Origin of the sequence: Nocardioides faecalis, assembly GCF_018388425.1 — a bacterium.
In the GTDB taxonomy this organism is placed as follows: Bacteria; Actinomycetota; Actinomycetes; order Propionibacteriales; family Nocardioidaceae; genus Nocardioides; species Nocardioides faecalis.
This window is the reverse complement of the sequence record NZ_CP074406.1, coordinates 3601797-3620697: the sequence shown is the minus strand read 5'-3', so window position 1 is coordinate 3620697 and position 18901 is coordinate 3601797. Positions and strand designations below refer to the sequence as shown.

General features: G+C 72.6%; 16 protein-coding genes. 11 read left to right on the top strand and 5 right to left on the bottom strand.

What is annotated here, in order from left to right; genetic code table 11:
* Window positions 1–62 precede the first annotated feature (62 nt).
* From KG111_RS16995 to KG111_RS16970, 6 genes are all read left to right on the top strand, one after another.
* On the top strand, window positions 63–746 hold the full coding sequence (locus tag KG111_RS16995; RefSeq protein WP_205289931.1) for an IclR family transcriptional regulator: 684 nt from the start codon (window positions 63–65) through the stop codon (window positions 744–746).
* Between the two features lie 153 nt (window positions 747–899).
* Window positions 900–1772 carry an alpha/beta fold hydrolase gene (locus KG111_RS16990; protein ID WP_205289930.1) on the top strand — a complete coding sequence of 291 codons (873 nt, stop codon included), beginning with the start codon at window positions 900–902 and terminating at the stop codon, window positions 1770–1772.
* On the top strand, window positions 1769–3631 hold the full coding sequence (gene mhpA / locus KG111_RS16985; protein ID WP_205289929.1) for a bifunctional 3-(3-hydroxy-phenyl)propionate/3-hydroxycinnamic acid hydroxylase MhpA: 1863 nt from the start codon (window positions 1769–1771) through the stop codon (window positions 3629–3631). The genes KG111_RS16990 and mhpA overlap by 4 nt, the downstream gene beginning before the upstream one ends.
* The gene (locus KG111_RS16980; protein WP_205289928.1) at window positions 3628–4569 is read left to right on the top strand and encodes a 3-carboxyethylcatechol 2,3-dioxygenase; all 942 of its coding nucleotides are present in this window, start codon (window positions 3628–3630) and stop codon (window positions 4567–4569) included. The genes mhpA and KG111_RS16980 overlap by 4 nt, the downstream gene beginning before the upstream one ends.
* A 138-nt stretch (window positions 4570–4707) precedes the next feature.
* Window positions 4708–5400, top strand: coding sequence for a Sir2 family NAD+-dependent deacetylase (gene cobB / locus KG111_RS16975; RefSeq protein ID WP_205289927.1), 693 nt, complete (start codon window positions 4708–4710; stop codon window positions 5398–5400).
* Window positions 5401–5497: 97 nt separating this feature from the next.
* Window positions 5498–6241, top strand: coding sequence for a hemerythrin domain-containing protein (locus KG111_RS16970; protein WP_205289926.1), 744 nt, complete (start codon window positions 5498–5500; stop codon window positions 6239–6241).
* A 6-nt stretch (window positions 6242–6247) separates the two neighbouring features.
* On the opposite strand, the gene KG111_RS16965 is transcribed toward KG111_RS16970, so the two are convergent.
* Window positions 6248–7009, bottom strand: coding sequence for a TetR/AcrR family transcriptional regulator (locus KG111_RS16965; protein ID WP_205289925.1), 762 nt, complete (start codon window positions 7007–7009; stop codon window positions 6248–6250).
* Between the two features lie 106 nt (window positions 7010–7115).
* Between KG111_RS16965 and KG111_RS16960 the strand changes: the two genes are divergently transcribed.
* Both KG111_RS16960 and KG111_RS16955 read left to right on the top strand, forming a co-directional pair.
* A complete protein-coding gene (locus KG111_RS16960; protein ID WP_205289924.1) occupies window positions 7116–9329 on the top strand; it encodes an MMPL family transporter in 2214 nt (737 codons plus the stop codon).
* Between the two features lie 43 nt (window positions 9330–9372).
* Entirely contained in the window at window positions 9373–11286 is a 1914-nt protein-coding gene (locus KG111_RS16955) for a serine/threonine-protein kinase (RefSeq protein WP_205289923.1), read from the top strand.
* 45 nt (window positions 11287–11331) lie between these two features.
* Here KG111_RS16955 and KG111_RS16950 read toward each other — a convergent pair whose 3' ends face one another.
* Entirely contained in the window at window positions 11332–12057 is a 726-nt protein-coding gene (locus KG111_RS16950; RefSeq protein WP_205289922.1) for a CDP-alcohol phosphatidyltransferase family protein, read from the bottom strand.
* 193 nt (window positions 12058–12250) lie between these two features.
* Here KG111_RS16950 and KG111_RS16945 point away from each other — a divergent pair, with 193 nt between their 5' ends.
* Window positions 12251–14071, top strand: a complete 1821-nt coding sequence (locus tag KG111_RS16945) for an aminotransferase class I/II-fold pyridoxal phosphate-dependent enzyme (RefSeq protein ID WP_205289921.1) — start codon at window positions 12251–12253, stop codon at window positions 14069–14071.
* 43 nt (window positions 14072–14114) lie between these two features.
* Here KG111_RS16945 and KG111_RS16940 read toward each other — a convergent pair whose 3' ends face one another.
* Both KG111_RS16940 and KG111_RS16935 read right to left on the bottom strand, forming a co-directional pair.
* Window positions 14115–14867 (bottom strand): ABC transporter permease, encoded by a 753-nt coding sequence (locus tag KG111_RS16940; RefSeq protein WP_205289920.1) that lies wholly within the window; start codon window positions 14865–14867, stop codon window positions 14115–14117.
* Window positions 14864–15940 (bottom strand): ATP-binding cassette domain-containing protein, encoded by a 1077-nt coding sequence (locus KG111_RS16935; RefSeq protein WP_205289919.1) that lies wholly within the window; start codon window positions 15938–15940, stop codon window positions 14864–14866. The genes KG111_RS16940 and KG111_RS16935 overlap by 4 nt, the downstream gene beginning before the upstream one ends.
* 131 nt (window positions 15941–16071) lie before the next feature.
* On the opposite strand from KG111_RS16935, the gene KG111_RS16930 reads away from it, so the two are divergent.
* Window positions 16072–16815 carry a VIT1/CCC1 transporter family protein gene (locus KG111_RS16930; RefSeq protein ID WP_249666195.1) on the top strand — a complete coding sequence of 248 codons (744 nt, stop codon included), beginning with the start codon at window positions 16072–16074 and terminating at the stop codon, window positions 16813–16815.
* 2 nt (window positions 16816–16817) lie between these two features.
* Window positions 16818–17384 carry an RNA 2',3'-cyclic phosphodiesterase gene (gene thpR / locus KG111_RS16925; protein WP_249666194.1) on the top strand — a complete coding sequence of 189 codons (567 nt, stop codon included), beginning with the start codon at window positions 16818–16820 and terminating at the stop codon, window positions 17382–17384.
* Between the two features lie 77 nt (window positions 17385–17461).
* Here the strand turns inward: thpR and pntB are convergent, their stop codons facing one another.
* On the bottom strand, window positions 17462–18901 hold the full coding sequence (gene pntB, locus KG111_RS16920) for a Re/Si-specific NAD(P)(+) transhydrogenase subunit beta (RefSeq protein WP_205289918.1): 1440 nt from the start codon (window positions 18899–18901) through the stop codon (window positions 17462–17464).

Below are 18901 nucleotides of genomic sequence, written 5' to 3'. Positions count from 1 at the left end.
TCGTCACAGGTGATGTCAACCCGACCGGGGCAATCGATGCGGTGCCGTTACGCTCGGGCGGCATGAGCGAGGCACGTCCGGCGCCCGGTGCGCAGACCTTGGCCCGCGGCCTGCGTGCCCTCGAGAGCATCGCCGTCGCCCCGGACGGGCTGAGCATCCTCGAGCTCGCCGAGATGCTCGGCGTCCACCGCTCCATCGCCTCCCGGCTGCTCGCCACGCTGGCCGAGTTCCGGATGGTGATCCGCGGCGCCGACGGCCGCTACCGGGTCGGGTCCGGGCTGGCCGCCCTCGCCTCCGGCATCCACAGCACGCTGCGGGTCGCGGCCGAGCCGGTGCTGCGCGAGCTCGCCGAGAGCCTCGGCGCCACGATCGCCCTGCTGGTGGCCGAGGGCGAGGAGGCGGTCGCGCTCTCCGTGGTCGCGCCCGCCCAGACGACGTACCACCTCAGCTTCCGCGCCGGTGGGCGTCACCCGCTCGACCGTGCCGCGGGTGGGGTCGCCCTGCTGGCGGGCATGCCGCCGCGTCCCGGCGAGCCCGCGCGGGTCGCCGAGGCCCGGGAGCGTGGCTATGCGCTGACCTTCGCCGAGGTCGAGCCTGGGGCGTACGGCGTCGGCGTACCGATCCCCGCGGTGCCCGGCATGCCGACCGCCTGCGTCAACCTGATCACCCACCGCGAGGAGATCGCGCGCACCTCCCCGCCGGCCCTGGTCGCCGCCGCGGCCCGGATCGCCGCGTCCCTGTCCTGAGCCGGGCCTGCCGCCGTCGGCCCGCCTTCGGCGCCAGGGCTCACGCCGGGACGGTTGACACAGGGGGAAGCGGCGTCCGATGATGCTGCTCGTTCACTGGTGTGTAAATAACGCTTAACACTGTGCATATAAAGCACGAAGGAGTGACGAGCTGTGACCCTGACCAAAGAGACCTCCGCCCGCGAGGTCGACCTCGCCTCCGGCCACCACCTGCGTTACTACGAGGCCGGCGACCCCGCCGCGCCCACCGTGGTGCTGCTGCACGGCTCCGGTCCGGGTGCCACCGGTTGGTCCAACTTCTCCGGCAACATCGGCCCCATCGCCGAGGCCGGCTTCCACGTGCTCGCCCCCGACATGCCCGGGTGGGGCGACTCCTCGGCCGTCGCCACCCGCGACATGGACCACGACGCCGACCTGGTCGGCTTCCTCGACGCGCTCGGCATCGACAAGGCCGCCCTCGTCGGCAACTCGATGGGCGCGCACACCGCCGTCCGGTTCACCACCCTGCACCCCGAGCGGGTCACCCACCTGGTCACGATGGGCGCCTCGCTCGGCCGCGGCCCCGCGTCCCTGTTCGTTCCCGGCGGCGGCCCCAGCGAGGGCCTCAAGGTGCTGGTCCAGGCCTACCGGGACCCCAGCCCGGAGAACATGCGTGCCCTCGTCGAGATCATGACCTACGACAACGCCCGCTTCGCCACCCCCGAGCTCGCCGCCGCGCGCTCCGAGGCCGCGCTGGCCCGCCCCGACCACCTCCAGAACTACGTCGAGGGCCTGGCCCACGGCGCCCCGATCCCGATCAAGGTCGACCGCTCCCTGCTGCCCTCGATCACCGCCCCGACCCTGCTGATCCACGGCCGGGACGACCGGGTGCTGCACTTCGAGGTCTCCCTCAACCTGCTCGCCAACATCCCCGACTCCCGCCTCGTGCTGCTCAACCGGTGCGGGCACTGGGCGATGATCGAGCACGCCGAGGAGTTCAACCGCCTCGTCGTGGACTTCCTGGCCCACGCCGGAGACCGCGCATGAAGAGCCCCGACGTCGACGTCCTGATCATCGGCGCCGGTCCCGTCGGCCTCACCCTCGCCAACCTCCTCGGCGCCCGCGGCCGCTCCGCCCTCGTGCTCGAGCAGCGCGCCACGCTCATCGACTATCCCCGCGGCGTCGGGCTCGACGACGAGTCCATCCGCACCCTGGCCACCGCCGGGCTGTGGGAGCGCATCGAGCGCTACACGGTGCCCCAGCACGTCGTGCGCTTCGTCAACGGCAAGGGCCAGGTGCTCGCCACCAACGACCCGCAGACCCGCGAGTTCGGCTACGTGCGCAAGCACGGCTTCATCCAGCCGCTGGTCGACCAGGAGCTCGCCGCCGGCCTCGACCGCTTCGCCGGCACCGAGCTCCGCTTCGGCCACCGCGTCGCCGGTCTCACCGAGCACGCCGACGGCGTCGACGTCACCGTCGAGGTGCTCGACGCCGACGAGCAGGTCGTCGGCACCGAGGTGCTCACCGCGTCGTACGTCGTCGGCGCGGAGGGGGGACGCTCCTTCACCCGCAACTGGCTCGGCGAGCACCACGGCGTCGAGTTCGAGGGCAAGTCGCCCTCGACCCGCTGGCTGGTCGTGGACGTGGAGAACGACCCGATCGGCACCCCGAGCGTCTACCTCGGCGCCGACCCGCGCCGGCCCTACGTCTCCATCGGCCTGCCGCTGGGCATCCGCCGCTGGGAGTTCATGCTCTTCGACGACGAGCCGACCGAGCTCGTCGACACCCCGGAGTTCCGGGCCGAGCTGCTCGCCCCGCACGTGCCCGACCCGGCCGCGGTGAGCATCATCAACCAGCGCGTCTTCACCCACCACGGCCGCGTCGCGACCTCCTTCCGCAAGGGCCGCGTCATGCTCGCCGGCGACGCCGCGCACCTGATGCCGGTGTGGCTGGGCCAGGGCTGGAACTCCGGGATCCGCGACGCCACCAACCTGGCCTGGAAGCTGACCGCGGTCCTGCGCGGCGAGGCCTCCGAGGACCTCCTCGACACCTACACCTCCGAGCGCCACGGCCACGTCGCCGCGATGATCGACGTCAACATGGCCGCCGGGTCGATCATGAAGTGCGGCCCGGTGAAGGGCTGGCTGCGTGACCGTGCCGCCACCGCCCTCAACGTGGTGCCGTCGGTGAAGGCCTACTTCTCCGAGCTCCGGTTCAAGCCGATGCCGCGCTACGACACCGGGGTCGTCGTCGACCAGGCCACGCTCACCCCCGGTCGCTCCGACGTCTCCTTCAAGCCCGGCGCCCTCAAGTCCGGCGCTCTCAAGCCCGGCAAGGGCCTGCGCCGCAGGTCGGCCGCGGCCACGGCGCTGCACCCGTTCACCGACAGCGCCGGCGCGGCCTCGCCGGTCGGCCTGCAGTTCATCCAGCCGCGGGTCAGCACGGCGAGCGCGAACGACGTCCTGCTCGACGAGGCCACCGGGGACTGGTGGACGCTGGCCGCCTGGGGCAACGACCCGGCCCGGCTGCTGTCGGATGAGGACCTCGCGCTCGTCGAGCGGCTGGGGATCCGGCTGGTCGCGTTCTACCCCGAGACCCAGCGCGCCTGGGCCGAGGAGCGCTTCGCCGGCTCGCCGACCACCGTCATCGGCGACACCACCGGCGCGCTCAAGGACTGGTTCGACACCCGCGCCTGCGGGTTCGTGGTGCTGCGGCCCGACCGGTTCGTCGCCGCGGCCTCGCTGGCCCAGCAGGCCTCCCAGGCATTCCGCGCCACCCTCACCGCGGCGTCGTACGACGTGGCGGAGCGGGCCGCGGTGGCAGGCGTCCTTGCTGCCGACATCGAGCCCACCGTCGCGGCCGCCCACACGGAGCTGGCCGGGCTGACCGAGGAGGTGCCCGCATGAGCATCGCGTTGGTGACCATGTCCCACAGCCCGCTGCTGGACTACAACGACCCCGCACCGGAGGTGAAGGCCGAGGTCGACGCCGCGTTCGCCACGGCCTGCGACTTCGTGGCGGACTTCGACCCCACCCTGGTCGTCTCGTTCGCCCCCGACCACTACAACGGCTTCTTCTACGACCTGATGCCGCCGTTCTGCATCGGCTACGAGGCGCTGGGGGTCGGCGACTACGGCACCGCCGAGGGCCCGCTCGACGTGCCCACCGAGCTTGCCGAGCGGATGGCGGAGTGGGTCGCCGAGCGCGACCTCGACGTGGCCATCTCGCGACGGATGGAGATCGACCACGGCGCGGTCCAGCCGCTGGAGATCCTCTTCGGCGGCATCGATGCCGTGCCCACCATCCCGGTGTTCGTCAACGGCGTGGCCAAGCCGTTCGTGAAGATGGCGCGGGTGCGCCGCCTCGGTGAGGTGATCGGCTCCTTCCTCGCCACGCTGGACGACGAGCGGGTACTGGTCGTGGGCTCCGGCGGGCTCTCCCACGACCCGCCGGTGCCGCAGTGGGCCACGGCCACCGAGCCGCAGCGGGCGCTGCTGCTCAACGGCCGGCACCCCACCGCGGCCGCGCGCGACGCCCGGCAGCAGCGGGTGATCGACGCGGGCCGCGCGTTCGCCGCCGACTCCACCGCGACCTCCATGCGCGACCTCAACCCCGAGTGGGACACCGCGCTCATGGACGTGCTCGCCTCCGGCGACCTCTCGCCCATCGACGCCATGGACCCCGCCCAGATGGCCGTCGACGCCGGCAACTCCGCCCACGAGGTCCGCACCTGGGTGGCTGCCTTCGCCGCGCTCGGTGCCGCCGGGCCGTACACGGTGCGCTCGCGCTACTACCGCCCGATCCGGGAGTACATCGCGGGCTTCGGGGTGATGACCGCCCGCTGAGGCGGGCGGTTTATCGGCGCCGCCTCCCAAGCAGATTTGTCGCAATAACGGCGAATCGCGACAAATCTGCTTGGGGCGCGGTGGTGGGCCACCGGGATGGTGAGGGCGGACCGCGACGCGGGCAGGTAGCCTCCCTGCGTGCCCCAGATCGTCGTGCTCACCGGTGCCGGTATCTCCGCGGAGAGCGGGGTGCCGACGTTCCGGGACGCCGACGGGCTCTGGGAGGGCCACCACGTCGACGACGTCGCCACCCCCGAGGGCTTCGACCGGGACCGCGGCACCGTGCAGCGCTTCTACGACGAGCGCCGCGCCGCGCTGCGCCAGGTGGAGCCCAACGCCGCGCACCGGGCGCTGGCCGAGCTCGAGGAGACCGTCGGCGACGCGCTGCTCGTGATCACCCAGAACATCGACGACCTGCACGAGCGCGCCGGCTCCCGCAACGTCGTGCACATGCACGGCGAGCTGCTCAAGGCGCGCTGCCGTGCCTGCGGGTCGGTGCACGTCTGGCAGGACACCCTGTACGACGAGCCCGACTGCCCCGGGTGCGGCGTGGCGGACCTGCGCCCCGACGTGGTGTGGTTCGGCGAGGTGCCCTACGAGATGGACCGGATCAGCGCCGCGCTCGCCGAGGCCAGCCACTTCGTCTCCATCGGCACCTCCGGTGCGGTGTACCCGGCGGCCGGCTTCGTGCAGCACGCCCGCCGGCACGGGGCGCACACCCTGGAGCTCAACCTGGAGAGGTCCGAGGGCAGCCACTTCTTCCACGAAGCACGCCAGGGCCGGGCGGGCGAGCTGGTGCCGGCCTGGGCCCGCGAGATCCTCTGGGCCTGAGGGCCCCCTCCTTCCCGGGGGCCCCCCGCGAGCCACCCCTGCGGGCTGCCAGCCGACCCCCAGCGAACTCCCAGCGGCCGCGCCGATGCTCGGCTCCATGACCAGCACACCTCCGGGCGGCGAGACGGCCGCCCCTCTTCTGCTGCCCGGCCAGGCCGCGGCACCCGCCGGGCCCTGCGACATGAGCGGCATGCACCTGATGCACCACGGTTTCCGCCGCGACCTCGACGACTTCATCGCCGCCGCCACCCACACCCCGCCCGGCGAGCGGGCCACCTGGGCCGCGATCTCGCAGCGCTGGGAGCGCTTCGCCCACCTGCTGCACGAGCACCACGACGTGGAGGACCGCGTGCTGTGGCCGCTGCTCACCGAGCGGGTCACCGCCGCCGGTGACACCGCCGGGGCCGGCGTCCTCGAGGCGATGGAGGCCGAGCACGCGCTCATCGACCCGTTGCTCGGGCAGGTGCGCGACCAGCTCGACCGCATCCTCGTCGGCGACGAGCAGGCGAAGGAGCGGGCGCGCACGGCACTGGTCGACGTCCTCGCCCGCACCCGTGAGGTGCTCGACGACCACCTCGCCCACGAGGAGCGCGACGCCGTCGCGCTGGTGCAGCGCCACGTCGCCGGGGAGGAGTGGGAGGCCCTGGAGCGCAAGGAGTTCCGCGGTCGGCCCAGCATGTCCGAGCTGCGGTTCCAGCTGCCCTGGATGGTGCACGAGGTGCCCGACGAGGTGGTCCGGCCGCTGGTCAAGGCCAGCGGTGCGCCGTTCGCCGTCCTGCTGCGCCTGTCCCGCCGTGGTTTCGCCCGCCAGCAGCGGGCCGCGTTCCGGTACGTGCCCTGAGCGGGCTCAGCCCGCAGCCAGCTCCTCGTCGAGGATCGCGACCAGCCGGTCGCGCTCGTCGCTGAGGCCGAGCCGGGGCAGCCAGTCCAGCAGGGTCGCCCGGAACAGGTGGCCGGACGCGATCACCCGGGGGTCGCAGTGCCCGGTCGACTCCAGCGCCACCACGCCGTACAGCGAGGACCAGGCGCGCATGTAGACCCACAGCAGGCCGCGTTGCTCGGCCGGTATCTGCTCGGTGCGGGCGGGGATGAGCGGGTCCAGCACGGCCTCGCGGACGACCGGGTCCAGCTCGTCGAGGGTCGGGTAGGCGAAGTGGGTGCGCTGCTGGATCTGCCAGAGCAGGTCGGTGAAGTGGTGCCCGGAGGTGGACAGGGTGTGCAGGTCGCGGCGCTCGGTGTGCTCGAGGGCGACGGGGTTGGCGAAGACGAGGGCGAAGCGGCGCGGCTTGGCCAGCGCCCAGTTGCGGAACCGCACGCAGCTGACGGTGAGCCGCGCGGCGGGGTCCTCGGCGTCGTACCGCTCGGCGGCGGCCGCCCACTCGGCGGTGGCGGCGCGGTCGAGCTCGAAGGCGACCAGGTCGACGAGGTCCTGGTAGCTGGCCACGTAGCGGTACAGCGCCGGCGCGGTCAGCCCCATCCGGGCGGCCACCGCGCGCAACGACAGGTCCGCCCCCTCGTCGAGCAGGGCGGCGGAGACCTCGACGATCTCGGCGTACGTCGCCTCGCGGTGGCGCTCGCGACGGGTGAGGGGGACGCGAAGGTTCCGCACGCAGGCAGCCTCCTCGGCAGGGAACTTCCTTGCGGCCAGGAGTTTACACCGTTTACTGTTTACGCCGTTCACTGATGGTTCTTCCCCCTGCTCCCGAGGAGACCAGATGCTCGAGCGTTGGGCCGCCGTGCTCGTACGACGCGCGGTCGCCGTCCTGCTGATCGGGCTCGGCCTGGCCGCAGCCGCCGGCGTCGCCGGCATCGGCCTGGAGGACCGGCTCGCCACGGGCGGGTTCGACGACCCCGGCAGCGAGGCCGTCGCCGAGCTCGACATCGAGCGGGCCACCTTCGGCAACCGCTCCGTCGACGCCGTCGTCATCTTCACCAGCGACACGCTGCCCGCCGACGACCCCGCCTTCCGCAGCGAGGTCGAGGAGGCGCTGGCCGCCGCCCCGCGCGACAGCGTCGTCTCGGTGCTCACCTGGTACGACACCGACGACCCCGGCATGCTCAGCAAGGACCGGCGCGCCACGCTCGCCTACATCTCGCTCGCCGGCACCTCCCAGGACGAGTTCGGCGACTCCTTCGCCCGGTTCCGCCCCGCCGTCGAGGACGCCGCCGCCGAGACCTCCCTCGACGTCGAGCTCGCCGGGCAGTACGCCGTCTACAGCGACGTCACCGAGCAGACCAAGACCGACCTGCTGCGCGCCGAGCTCGTCTCCCTGCCGGTGGTGCTGCTGCTCTCGCTGATCATCTTCCGCAGCGTCGTCGCCGCGCTGATGCCGCTCCTGGTCGGTGTCGTCGCCGTGCTCGGCGCCCGGGCGGCCGTCTCCGGGCTCAACGAGCTCGTCGAGGTCTCCATCTTCGCGCCCAACGTCGTCACCCTGCTCGGGCTCGGGCTGGCCATCGACTACGCGCTGTTCGTGGTCTCCCGCTTCCGCGAGGAGATCGCCGCCACCCCGGAGGAGGTCGGCGCGGCGATGGTGCGCACGATGGCCACCGCCGGGCGCACGGTCGCGTTCTCCGCCCTCACCGTGGCGGCCGCGATGAGCTCGCTGCTGGTCTTCCCGCAGACGTTCCTGAAGTCGCTGGGCTACGGCGGCATCGCGGCGGTGCTCGTGGCGATGGTCGGCGCGCTCACCGTGCTCCCGGCCGCGCTCGTGCTGCTGGGCACCCGGATCGACGCGCTGCAGGTGCCGTTCCTGCGGCGCTCCGGCGCCGTGGAGTCCGACGACGGCGCGTGGGCCCGGCTGGCGCGCGGCGTGATGCGCCGCCCGGTCGTCGTCGCGCTCGGCGTGGTCGTGCTGCTGCTCGTGGTCGCCTCCCCGTTCCTGGGGGTGAAGTGGGGCAGCGTCGACTACCGGGTGCTGCCCGCCGACACCCCCTCCTACGTCGCCTCCGAGCGCCTCAACACCGAGTTCGGTCCCGAGCGCTCCACCGCCAACGTGATCGTCACCGGCGCCGACGAGGCCGACCTCGCGGCCTACACCGCACGGGTGGAGCGGGAGGTCGCGGCCGTCACCGACGTGCGGCCCGTGGCCGCCGAGGGTGACGTCTCGTTGGTCCGGGTGAGCTGGGAGGGCAACAGCCAGTCCGAGGACTCCCAGCAGGTCGTCACCGCACTGCGCGCCGTGGCCGCACCTGAGGGCGGCGAGGCGCTGGTCGGCGGGATGACCGCCAACACCGTCGACCTCGTCGACTCCATCGGCGACCACCTGCCGCTGATGGGGCTGATCGTGGTCTCGGTGATGCTGGTGCTGCTCTTCATCGCCTTCGGGTCGGTGGTGCTGCCGCTCAAGGCCGTGCTGATGAACGCCTTCTCGCTGACCGCCTCCTTCGGCGTCGTGGCGTGGATCTTCAGCGACGGCCACCTGCACGAGCTGCTGCACTTCACCCCGCAGGGGTTCGTCGACATCACGCAGCCGATCGTGATGCTCGCGGTGCTCTTCGGGCTGTCCATGGACTACGAGGTCTTCCTGCTCTCCCGCGTCCGCGAGCAGTGGGACGCCGGTGCCGCCCTGGCCGACCCGGGCGCCCGCAACGACCTCGCCGTGCAGACCGGGGTGCAGAAGACCGGCCGGATCATCACCAGCGCCGCGCTGCTGCTCGCCGTGGTGATCGGCGCCTTCGGCCTCTCCGGGGTGGTGTTCATGAAGATGATGGGCATCGGGATGCTGGTGGCGATCCTCATCGACGCCACCGTCGTGCGCGCCCTGCTGGTGCCGGCCACCATGAAGCTGCTCGGGTCGTGGAACTGGTGGGCCCCCGCCCCGCTGGCGCGCTGGTGGCAGCGGCACGGGTTCCGCGAGACCGGCGACGCAGGGCCCCCGCCGGCGGGCGCGATCCGAGACCCGTCGCTGACCGGGGCGGTCGGGGAGTAGTCCGCTGCCCGGTCCGGCGCCTGAGTTCGGGTAGAACAGTCGTGTGTCCTCCCCTCCCGGCGCCGCGCGCGCACCCGTCCCGGGTTCGCGCATCGGCCGGTTCCTGCTGCTCGAGCAGCTCGGCCAGGGCGGGATGGGCGTGGTGTTCCGCGCCCGCGAGGAGAACCTCGGCCGCGAGGTGGCCCTGAAGGTCATCGCCCCGCTCTACGCCCACGACCCGGAGTTCCGGGCCCGGTTCACCCGGGAGGCGCGAGCGCAGGCCTCGCTGGAGTCGGCCCACGTCGTCGCCGTCTATGCCCACGGCGAGGAGGACGGTCACCTCTACATCGCCTCCCAGCTCATCAGCGGCGGCGACCTCGGGGCACTGATCCGCAACGAGGGCACCCCCAGCCTGGTCGAGGCGCTGGAGATCATCGAGCAGGTGGCCAGCGGGCTCGGCGACGCCCACCACGCCGGCCTGGTGCACCGCGACATCAAGCCGGGCAACGTGCTGGTCCGCCGGCGACCGGGCTCCGTGCGCGCCTACCTGGCCGACTTCGGCATCGCGCGGCGGATGAGCGCCGAGGCCACCCGGTTCAGCGCGACCGCGGCCGGCACGCCGTCGTACATGGCCCCCGAGCTGCACAGCGGCTCCCGGGCGAACCCGGGCAGCGACATCTACGCGCTCGGCTGCGTGCTGTGGGTGGCGCTCACCGGCACCCCGCCCTACGTAGGCACCTCCGACTACCAGGTCATCGCCGCCCACGTGCACGACCCGGTGCCGCAGCTCGCCGGCACCAGCCCGATGGTCAACGCCACCAACCGGATCCTGCGCACCGCGATGGCCAAGGACCCCGCCGAGCGGTACCGCACCGCCACCGAGCTCGGCGCCGACCTGCAGGCCGCGCTGCGCCTGCCCGTCACCCCCGGCGCCGCGGTTCCGGACGGCCCCGGCAGCACCGCGCTGCGGCCCGCCGAGCGTCCCGGCGCCCCCGGTCCCGGGTCCCGGCCGACCCCGCCCCGGGTCCCCGGTGCGGCCGCGCCGACCCCGGAGCCCATCGCGCCGCCGCCCACCATCCCCCCGGCCGTCGGACCGGCCACTCCGGCGGACCCCTCCACTCCGGCGGGCCCCTCCGCTCGGCCGGCCGCTCCGCCTGCCGCTCCACCGGCTGCCGCGGTGCCGGTGCCGCCGCCCCCGGCGTTCTTGCGCCCCCCGCCCGCCCGACGTCGTACGACGAGGGGCCGGTGGCTGGCCGCCGCGGGGGCGGCGCTGACGGCGCTCGTGGCCGGGGTCGTGGTGGCGCTGGTGGTCGACGGCGGCTCCGCCACGAAGCGCCCCGACCCGGAGCGCGACTTCCTGGACAGCGAGCCGAAGGAGATGGTGCGCGCCTCGGAGATGGCGATGGTGGTGCTGGAGACCGCCCGGATCTCCGGGCAGTTCGACGACGGAGGCGACCCGGTCGAGGTCGACGTGGTCGCGACCAGTCGCGGCGACTGCCAGGGCACCATGACGGCGACCAGCTCCGGCGGGGTCGCGGAGGTGCGCCGGGTGGACGACAACGTCTACCTGCGCGCCGACGCCGCCTACTGGCGCGGGGTCATCGGCACCGACGGCGTGGACCGGGTGCTCGACCTGATCGGTGACCGGTGGGTGAAGGAGAACGACCTGCTCACCTCCACCGAGTCGTTCTGCGACCTCGACGAGTTCCTGGAGCGTGACGGCCGGGAGGACGCCACGGCAGTGCTGCTCGGCACCGGCGAGGTCGATGGCGAGGAGGTCGCGGAGGTCGAGCAGACCGAGGGCGCGGACCGCGAGGTGCTGCACATCCGCGTCGCGGAGCCGCACTACCTGCTCAAGGTGGAGGAGAGCGACGTGGACTTCTTCGAGTTCTCCGAGTTCGACCGCGACGTGGACATCACCGCGCCGGCCGCCGACGAGGTCTTCGACATCGACGCCCTGCTGGAGTCGCTCGGCTGACCGGCGGCGCCGCGCAGAGGTGTCGCGCAGAGCGCGCCCGAGCCGTCAGGCCGCCGCGTCGAGGTGGGCGGCCACCCGCCAGACCCGACGGGCGTTGAGCAGGTCGGCGACGACGTAGAAGGCCAGTGCGGTCAGCAGCGCCGCCGGGAGCAGGCTCGCGGGCAGCAGCAGCGGAGCCAGGCCGAGGGTGGCGATCTCCATCTCCACCGCCCACGGGACCGCGGAGACCCCGCGGGCGTCGCAGAAGGCGACCCACCGGCCCACCGGGCCGCGCGAGCGACGCCACCGGTGCGCCGAGCCGCCGCTGCCCAGCCCGGCCTCCGCGGCCAGCCGCTTGCGGTGGCCCAGCAGCCAGTTGTAGAGCCCGAGCGCGCCGAGGAGCGCGAAGGCCCAGGTGGCGGCGAGGTCGCCACGCTCCACGACGTACCAGCCGAGGGCGGCGTACCCGGCCGTGACGCCGATGATGTCGGCGCCGAGGTCCGCGAACGCCCCGCGCGTGGAGCAGGTCCCCTGCATCCGGGCGACGGTCCCGTCGAGACAGTCCACGAAGTAGCGCAGCAGGAAGAGAGCCCCGGCCCCGCGCGGGTGGCCGGTCCCCAGGAGGACGGCGGCGGTGACGCCGAGCAGCAGCGCGAGCGCGGTGAGCCGGTTCGGGGTGACCCACGGGACCCGCGCCAGCCTCCGCGCCAGCGGCACGCCGACGGGGTCGACGGCGAAGAACGTCCACAGCTCGGTGAGCTGGCGTCCCGCTTCGGGCGGGGCGACGGGCATGGTCCTCACACCTCCGTGCTGGGTCGGGCCGATCCGAGACCCCAGCGAACCCGGCGGGGGCGGCTCACGAGTCACCAAATTGCGGGTTATTGCCCGGCGGCGGGCGCCTCGCCCGCCCTGCTTCGCCTTCACTTGCGCGGAGGGCACGGCCGGGAGCGGCCGGGGGAGAGGCCCGGGGGAGACGAGGTCGCACGTGCAGGCACTCATCCTGGCCGCAGGGGTCGGACGGCGCCTGGGGCGGCTGACCAGGGACCGCACCAAGTGCATGGTCGAGGTGCACGGACGCACGCTGCTCGAGCGCAGCCTGGACGCGTTGGTGGAGCACGGCATCGAGCGCGTCGTGATCGTGGTCGGCCACCACGGCCAGGGCGTCCGCGACGCGGTCGGCTCCGCCTACCGCGGCGTCCCGGTGACGTACGTCGAGAACGTCGACCACGCGACGACCAACAACATCCACTCCCTCTACCTCGCCGCGGGCGAGTTCGCCACCGACGACACCCTCCTGCTGGAGAGCGACCTGATCTTCGAGCCGCGGATCATCGAGCGGCTGCTCGCGCACCCCGCGCCCGACGTCGCCGCGGTGGCGGCGTACCAGCCCTGGATGGACGGCACGATGGTCACCCTCGGCCGCGACGACGTGATCGAGGCGTTCGTCCCCAAGCGTCTGGTCGACGGCTCCGCGATGGGGCAGTACTTCAAGACCGTCAACATCTACAAGCTCTCCCAGCAGTTCATCAAGGACAGCTACCTGCCGTTCCTGGAGGCCTACGTGCGTTCGGTGGGACCGAACGACTACTACGAGCAGGTGCTGCGGGTGATCGCCGGCCTGGACCACCACGGGCTCGTCGGCATGCCGCTCGAGGGTGAGGCCTGGTACGAGATCGACGACGTCCAGGACCACCAGATCGCCGAGACGCTCTTCGCCCCGACCGAGGTGCGCTACGACCACTACCTGCGCCGGCACGGCGGGTTCTGGCGCTTCCCCGGCCTCCTGGACTACTGCTACCTGGTCAACCCCTACTTCCCGACGCCGGCGCTGCGCCAGGAGCTCGCCCGCTCCTTCGAGACCCTGCTGACCGAGTACCCCTCCGGCTCGGCGGTGCAGAGCCACCTCGGCGCCAAGATGTTCGGCGGCGAGCCCGACTGCTTCCTGGTCGGCAACGGCGCCGCCGAGCTCATCGTCGCCCTCGGCGAGGAGGTCGAGGCCCGCACCGTCGGCGTGACGGTCCCGACCTTCGAGGAGTACGTCAAGCGCTTCCCGCACGCCGAGGTGATCACCGCCCGCGGCCCCGGCGGGGGCTTCGAGACCGACCTGGCCCACTACCTGCGCCTGCTGGAGCGGGTCGACCTGCTGGTGCTGGTCAACCCCGACAACCCCTCGGGCCGGTGCCTGCGCACCGAGGAGGTCCTCACCCTGCTGGACCGAGCCGAACGCTCCGGCAAGCGGGTGCTCCTGGACGAGTCCTTCGTCGACTTCGCCGACCCGGCGCACGCCACCAGCCTGCTCACCCAGGACGTCCTCGACGCCCACCCGGCGGCCGTCGTGGTCAAGAGCATCAGCAAGAGCTACGGCGTCCCGGGCGCCCGGCTGGGCGTCCTGGCCACCCGCGACGCCAAGCTCCTGGCCCGAGTCGCGCGGCGGCTGTCGGTGTGGAACGTCAACTCCGTCGGGGAGTACTTCCTGCAGGTCATCGGCCACCACCAGGCCGAGTACGTCGAGGCGTGCGAGCAGCTGCGCGCCGAGCGCGACCACCTCACCGCCGAGCTCACGGCGACCGACGGGCTGCGCGTGCTGCCCTCCCAGGCCAACTACCTGCTGTGCGAGGTGACGACGGGCGCCAGCGGCACGGACGTCGCCTCCCGGCTGCTCCGCGAGCACCGCGTGCTGGTCAAGGACTGCGCGGGCAAGCCGGGCTTCGGGGGCCTCGGCCCGCACCTGCGCGTCGCCGTCCGCGACCGGGCGGACAACGAGGTGCTGGTGCGGGCGTTGCGCGTGGTGCTCTCGACGGCCTGATCGACGGGCAGACCCTCCCGACGTACAGGGAGAGAGCGAGCCGTCAGGCGTTCTCCTTCTGGAACACCGCGGTGCCCCACCACACCGCCGCACCGAACAGCACCGCGGTCCACCCCACGCCCCACAGCATGGCGACGGAGAAGTCGCCGAAGAACGCGTCGCGCACCGCGTCCACGATGTGCCGGATCGGCATGAAGTCGCTGAGCCGCTCCAGCCACCCGGCCCCGAAGCTCATCGGCAGCAGGATCCCGCTCAGCAGCAGCACCGGCATCATCACGACGTTGATCATCGGCGCCATCACGTCCTCGGACTTGGTCATCAGCGCCAGCGCGTTGGAGGCCGCGGCACAGCCGCCCCCGAGGAACAACGTCAGCAGCACGCCGACCACGATCCCGCCGGGGGAGGCCTCCATGCCCATGGCGGTGCCCAGCGCCACCAGGATGACCGCCTGCACCAGCAGCTGTAGCAGGTCCCGGCCGAGCCGGCCCACGAGCAGTGCCGAGCGGTGCGCGGGGGTGACCCGCTCCGCCTCGATCACGCCCTCGCGCCACTCCCCGATGAGGGAGAAGCCGGCGAAGAAGGCACCGAAGATGCCGAGCTGGACGAGCATCCCGGGCACGAACCAGGTGTAGTGGTTGCCGCCGAGCTGGGAGATCACCGGCTTCAGCAGCGGCCCGAACAGCAGCAGGTAGAGCACCGGCTGCAGCATCCCGATGATCACCCAGGCCGGGTTGCGCAGGTTCATCCGCAGCTGGCGGTTGAACACGATCCACGACTCGCGCACGAACAGCGTCATGCCGACACCCCTTCCTCCGTGGCGGCGGAAGCGCCCGCCGGTGACCCACCCGGCCCGCCCTCGTCCGGACCCGGGCCCCCTGCGTCCAAGTCCGTGTCCGCCACAGCCGCGTCCGCCTCGGCGTCACGCAGCGAGCGCCCGGTCAGGGTCAGGAACACGTCGTCGAGCGTGGGGCGCAGCACCTCGATGGACTCGAGCGCGACGCCGGCGCCCTCCAGGTCGCGCAGCAGCCCGGGCACGGCCCGCCCGGCCCGGGGGACCCGGCCGCGGACGTGGTGACCCTCGACCACCACGTCGGCGCTGATCGAGGCCAGCTTGTCCCGGGTGATCGCCACCTGCTCGGGGCCGGCCACCTCCAGGTCGACCAGGTCGCCGGCGACGGCGGCCTTGAGGTTGTCGGCGGTGTCGCTGGCCACGATCTCGCCGCGGTCGATGATCACGATCCGGTCGGCCAGGGCGTCGGCCTCGTCCAGGTAGTGGGTGGTGAGGAAGATCGTGGCGCCCTCCTTGGTGCGCAGGTCGGCGATGTGCTGCCACAGGTTGATCCGCGCCTGCGGGTCCAGGCCGGTGGTGGGCTCGTCGAGGAACACCAGCGAGGGGGAGTGGATGAGCGCCATCGCGATGTCGAGGCGCCGCTTCTGCCCGCCCGACATGTTCTTCGGCATCCGCCGCCACAGCCCGTCGAGCTGGAGCCGGTCGAAGAGCTCGTGGCCCTTGGCCACCGCGGCGCGCTTGGACATCCCGTAGAGCATCCCGTGGTCGACGACCTCGTCCCCGGCGTAGGCGCCGGAGAAGGTCGAGCCGACCTGCGAGCAGTAGCCGATGCTGCGGCGCACCTGCACCGGCTGGGTCGCGACGTCGTACCCGGCGACGGTGGCGGTGCCCGCCGTCGGCTTGAGCAGCGTGGTCAGGATCCGCAGCGTGGTGGTCTTGCCGGCGCCGTTGGGGCCGAGGAAGCCGACCACCTCGCCCTCGGCGACGTCCAGGTCGACGCCGCGCACCGCCTGCACCTCGCGGCGCTGCTTGCCCTGACCGGTGTGGAAGGTATGCACGAGTCCTCGTGCTCGGATCATCGGTTCCTCCATGCTCTCTCGCCGCGGCCCCTGGTGGGGTCCGCCGCCGTGCAGACCATCCTGGCGGACCCGACTCATCGCCCGCACCCGGGTTTCACCGCGCCGGTCCGCTCACGGGTCATGATGGACCGGTGAGCACCCCTGAGGCGGACGGCGCCGCGGTGTCGGCCGGTGGCCCGCACCCGCAGGAGCCGCACGGAAGCAACATCGGCGACAAGCTGAACTGGCTGCGCGCCGGCGTCCTCGGGGCCAACGACGGGATCGTGTCGACGGCCGGCGTGGTGCTCGGCGTCGCCGGCGCCACGGCCGAGAGCTCGGCGTTGCTGGTCGCCGGCGTCGCGGGGGCCGTCGCAGGGGCGATGAGCATGGCGGCCGGTGAGTACGTCTCGGTCAGCACGCAGCGTGACTCCGAGGAGGCCCTGCTCGCCCTGGAGCGTCGCGAGCTGCGCGAGGACCCCGAGGAGGAGCTCGCCGAGCTGACCGGCCTGTACGTCGAGCGGGGGCTCGACCCCGACCTGGCGCAGCAGGTGGCCGAGCAGCTCACGGCGAAGGACGCCCTCGCCGCGCACGCCGAGGTCGAGCTGGGGCTGGACCCCGAGGCGCTGACCAGCCCGTGGAAGGCGGCGCTGGCTTCGATGGCCGCGTTCACCCTGGGGGCGCTGCTGCCGCTGCTGACGATCCTGCTGGTCGGGGCGGACCTGCGGGTGCCGGTGACGGTGGCGGCCGTCATCGTGGCGTTGGCCTGTACCGGCTGGATCAGCGCCCGGCTGGGGTACGGCTCCGTGAAGCGCGCCGTGGTGCGCAACGTGTTCGGCGGTGCGCTGGCGATGGCGGTCACCCACGGCATCGGCCTGCTGATCGGCACCCAGGTCTGAGCGTGGTGCGCCTCTTCGCCGCCGTCGTGCCACCGCCGCAGGCCATCGAGCACCTCGATGCGTTCCTCGAGCCGCGGCGCGCCGCCGCCGACCTGCGCTGGACCCGGCCCGAGCAGCTGCACCTCACCTTGGCGTTCATGGCCGAGGTCCCCACCCGCCGTCTCGAGCCGTACGTCGAGACGCTGGCCACCTCCCTCGACGACCTGGCGCCCTGCGAGCTGTCGCTGGCCGGCGCCGTGGTGTTCCCCGACGTGAGCCGCGCCCGGGTGCTCGCCGTCGGCGCCACCGGGGCGCCCGCGGACCTGGACCTGTTGGGCACGCTCGCGGTCCGCACCCGCAACGCGGCGGTGAACAGCGGCATCGCGGTCGACGGCCAACGGTTCCGCCCGCACGTCACCGTCGCGCGCACCGGCGGCCGCCCGATGGAGATGACCAGCTGGGTGCGGCTGCTGGACACCTACGCCGGACCGTCGTGGTCGCTCGACTCGGTCACCCTCGTCGCCTCGCACCTCGGCGAGGGGCCGCGCCGTACGCCGCGCTACGAGACCGTCGCGCAAGTCCTGCTCTGAGGCGAGGGGTGCTCCGCTGACGCGACGAGGGGCCGGTCCCGTGCGGGACCGGCCCCTCGTGCGGGGTGGCTCGGGGCTCAGCCCAGGGCGCGGACGATGTCCTCGACGCGGTCCTTGGCGTCGCCGAAGAGCATCTGGCTGTTGTCGCGGAAGAACAGCGGGTTCTGCACGCCGGCGTAGCCGGCGGCCATGGACCGCTTGAACACGATCACGTCCTTGGCGTTCCAGACCTCCAGCACCGGCATGCCGGCGATGGGGGAGGAGGGGTCCTCGGACGCCGCGGGGTTGACGGTGTCGTTGGCGCCGATGACCAGGACGACGTCGGTGCCGGCGAAGTCGTCGTTGATCTCGTCCATCTCGAGCACGATGTCGTAGGGCACCTTGGCCTCGGCGAGCAGCACGTTCATGTGTCCGGGCAGGCGGCCGGCGACGGGGTGGATCCCGAACCGGACGTCGACGCCCTTGGCGCGCAGCTTCGCGGTGAGGTCCGCGACGGGGTACTGGGCCTGCGCCACCGCCATGCCGTAGCCGGGGGTGATGACCACCGAGGAGGCGTTCGCGAGCAGCTCGGCGGCGGCGTCGGACTGGATCTCGCGGTGCTCGCCGTAGTCCACGTCGGCCCCGGCGGGGGCCGCGATGCCGAACCCGCCGGCGATGACGGAGATGAACGAGCGGTTCATCGCCTTGCACATGATGTAGGACAGGTACGCACCCGAGGAGCCGACGAGCGCACCGGTGACGATGAGCAGGTCGTTGCCGAGCAGGAAGCCCGACGCCGCGGCGGCCCAGCCGGAGTAGCTGTTGAGCATCGAGACCACGACCGGCATGTCGCCGCCGCCGATGGAGGCGACGAGGTGCCAGCCGAGCGCCAGCGCGACCAGGGTGATGACGCCGAGCAGGATGGTGGCGCCGACGCTGGTGTCGCCGTTGGCGGTGTGGGTGTCGAGGGAGACGTAGATGGCGGTGAGGACCGCGAACAGCACCAGCGAGCCGATGTTGATCAGGTTCTTGCCGGGCAGCATCAGCGGCGCGGACTTCATCTTCGCCGACAGCTTCAGGTTGGCCACGATGGAGCCGGTGAAGGTGACCGCGCCGATGAAGATGCCGATCGCGACCTCGGCCTCGTGGATGTTGACCAGGCTGGCCATGGACTCGTGGGAGCCGATGATGTGGCCGTTCCAGCCGATCGCGACGGCGGCGAGGCCGACGAAGGAGTGCAGCAGCGCGATGAGCTCGGGCATGCCGGTCATCTCGACGATCTTCGCGCGCCACAGGCCGATCGCGGCACCGATGACGATGGCGAGAAGCATCAGCGTGATGACCAGCGCCTGCCGGTCGAGCAGGTCGCTGACGTCGATCACGGTGGCGACGGTGGCGACCAGGGCGACGCCCATGCCGACGATGCCGTAGGTGAGGCCGCTGCGCGCGGACTCGTGCTTGGACAGCCCGGCCAGGGACAGGATGAACAGCAGGGAGGCGACGAGGTACGCCGCTCCGGTCATGGAGAAGATGTCCAT

Bases quoted from the DNA above. Each gene is read 5' to 3' on its own strand.
- mhpA (WP_205289929.1), top strand. From the start codon at position 1,769: ATGAAGAGCCCCGACGTCGACGTCCTGATCATCGGCGCCGGTCCCGTC.
- KG111_RS16950 (WP_205289922.1), bottom strand. From the start codon at position 12,057: ATGCCCGTCGCCCCGCCCGAAGCGGGACGCCAGCTCACCGAGCTGTGG.
- KG111_RS16940 (WP_205289920.1), bottom strand. From the start codon at position 14,867: ATGACGCTGTTCGTGCGCGAGTCGTGGATCGTGTTCAACCGCCAGCTG.
- KG111_RS16970 (WP_205289926.1), top strand. From the start codon at position 5,498: ATGACCAGCACACCTCCGGGCGGCGAGACGGCCGCCCCTCTTCTGCTG.
- pntB (WP_205289918.1), bottom strand. From the start codon at position 18,901: ATGGACATCTTCTCCATGACCGGAGCGGCGTACCTCGTCGCCTCCCTG.
- KG111_RS16935 (WP_205289919.1), bottom strand. From the start codon at position 15,940: ATGATCCGAGCACGAGGACTCGTGCATACCTTCCACACCGGTCAGGGC.
- KG111_RS16960 (WP_205289924.1), top strand. From the start codon at position 7,116: ATGCTCGAGCGTTGGGCCGCCGTGCTCGTACGACGCGCGGTCGCCGTC.
- KG111_RS16995 (WP_205289931.1), top strand. From the start codon at position 63: ATGAGCGAGGCACGTCCGGCGCCCGGTGCGCAGACCTTGGCCCGCGGC.
- KG111_RS16980 (WP_205289928.1), top strand. From the start codon at position 3,628: ATGAGCATCGCGTTGGTGACCATGTCCCACAGCCCGCTGCTGGACTAC.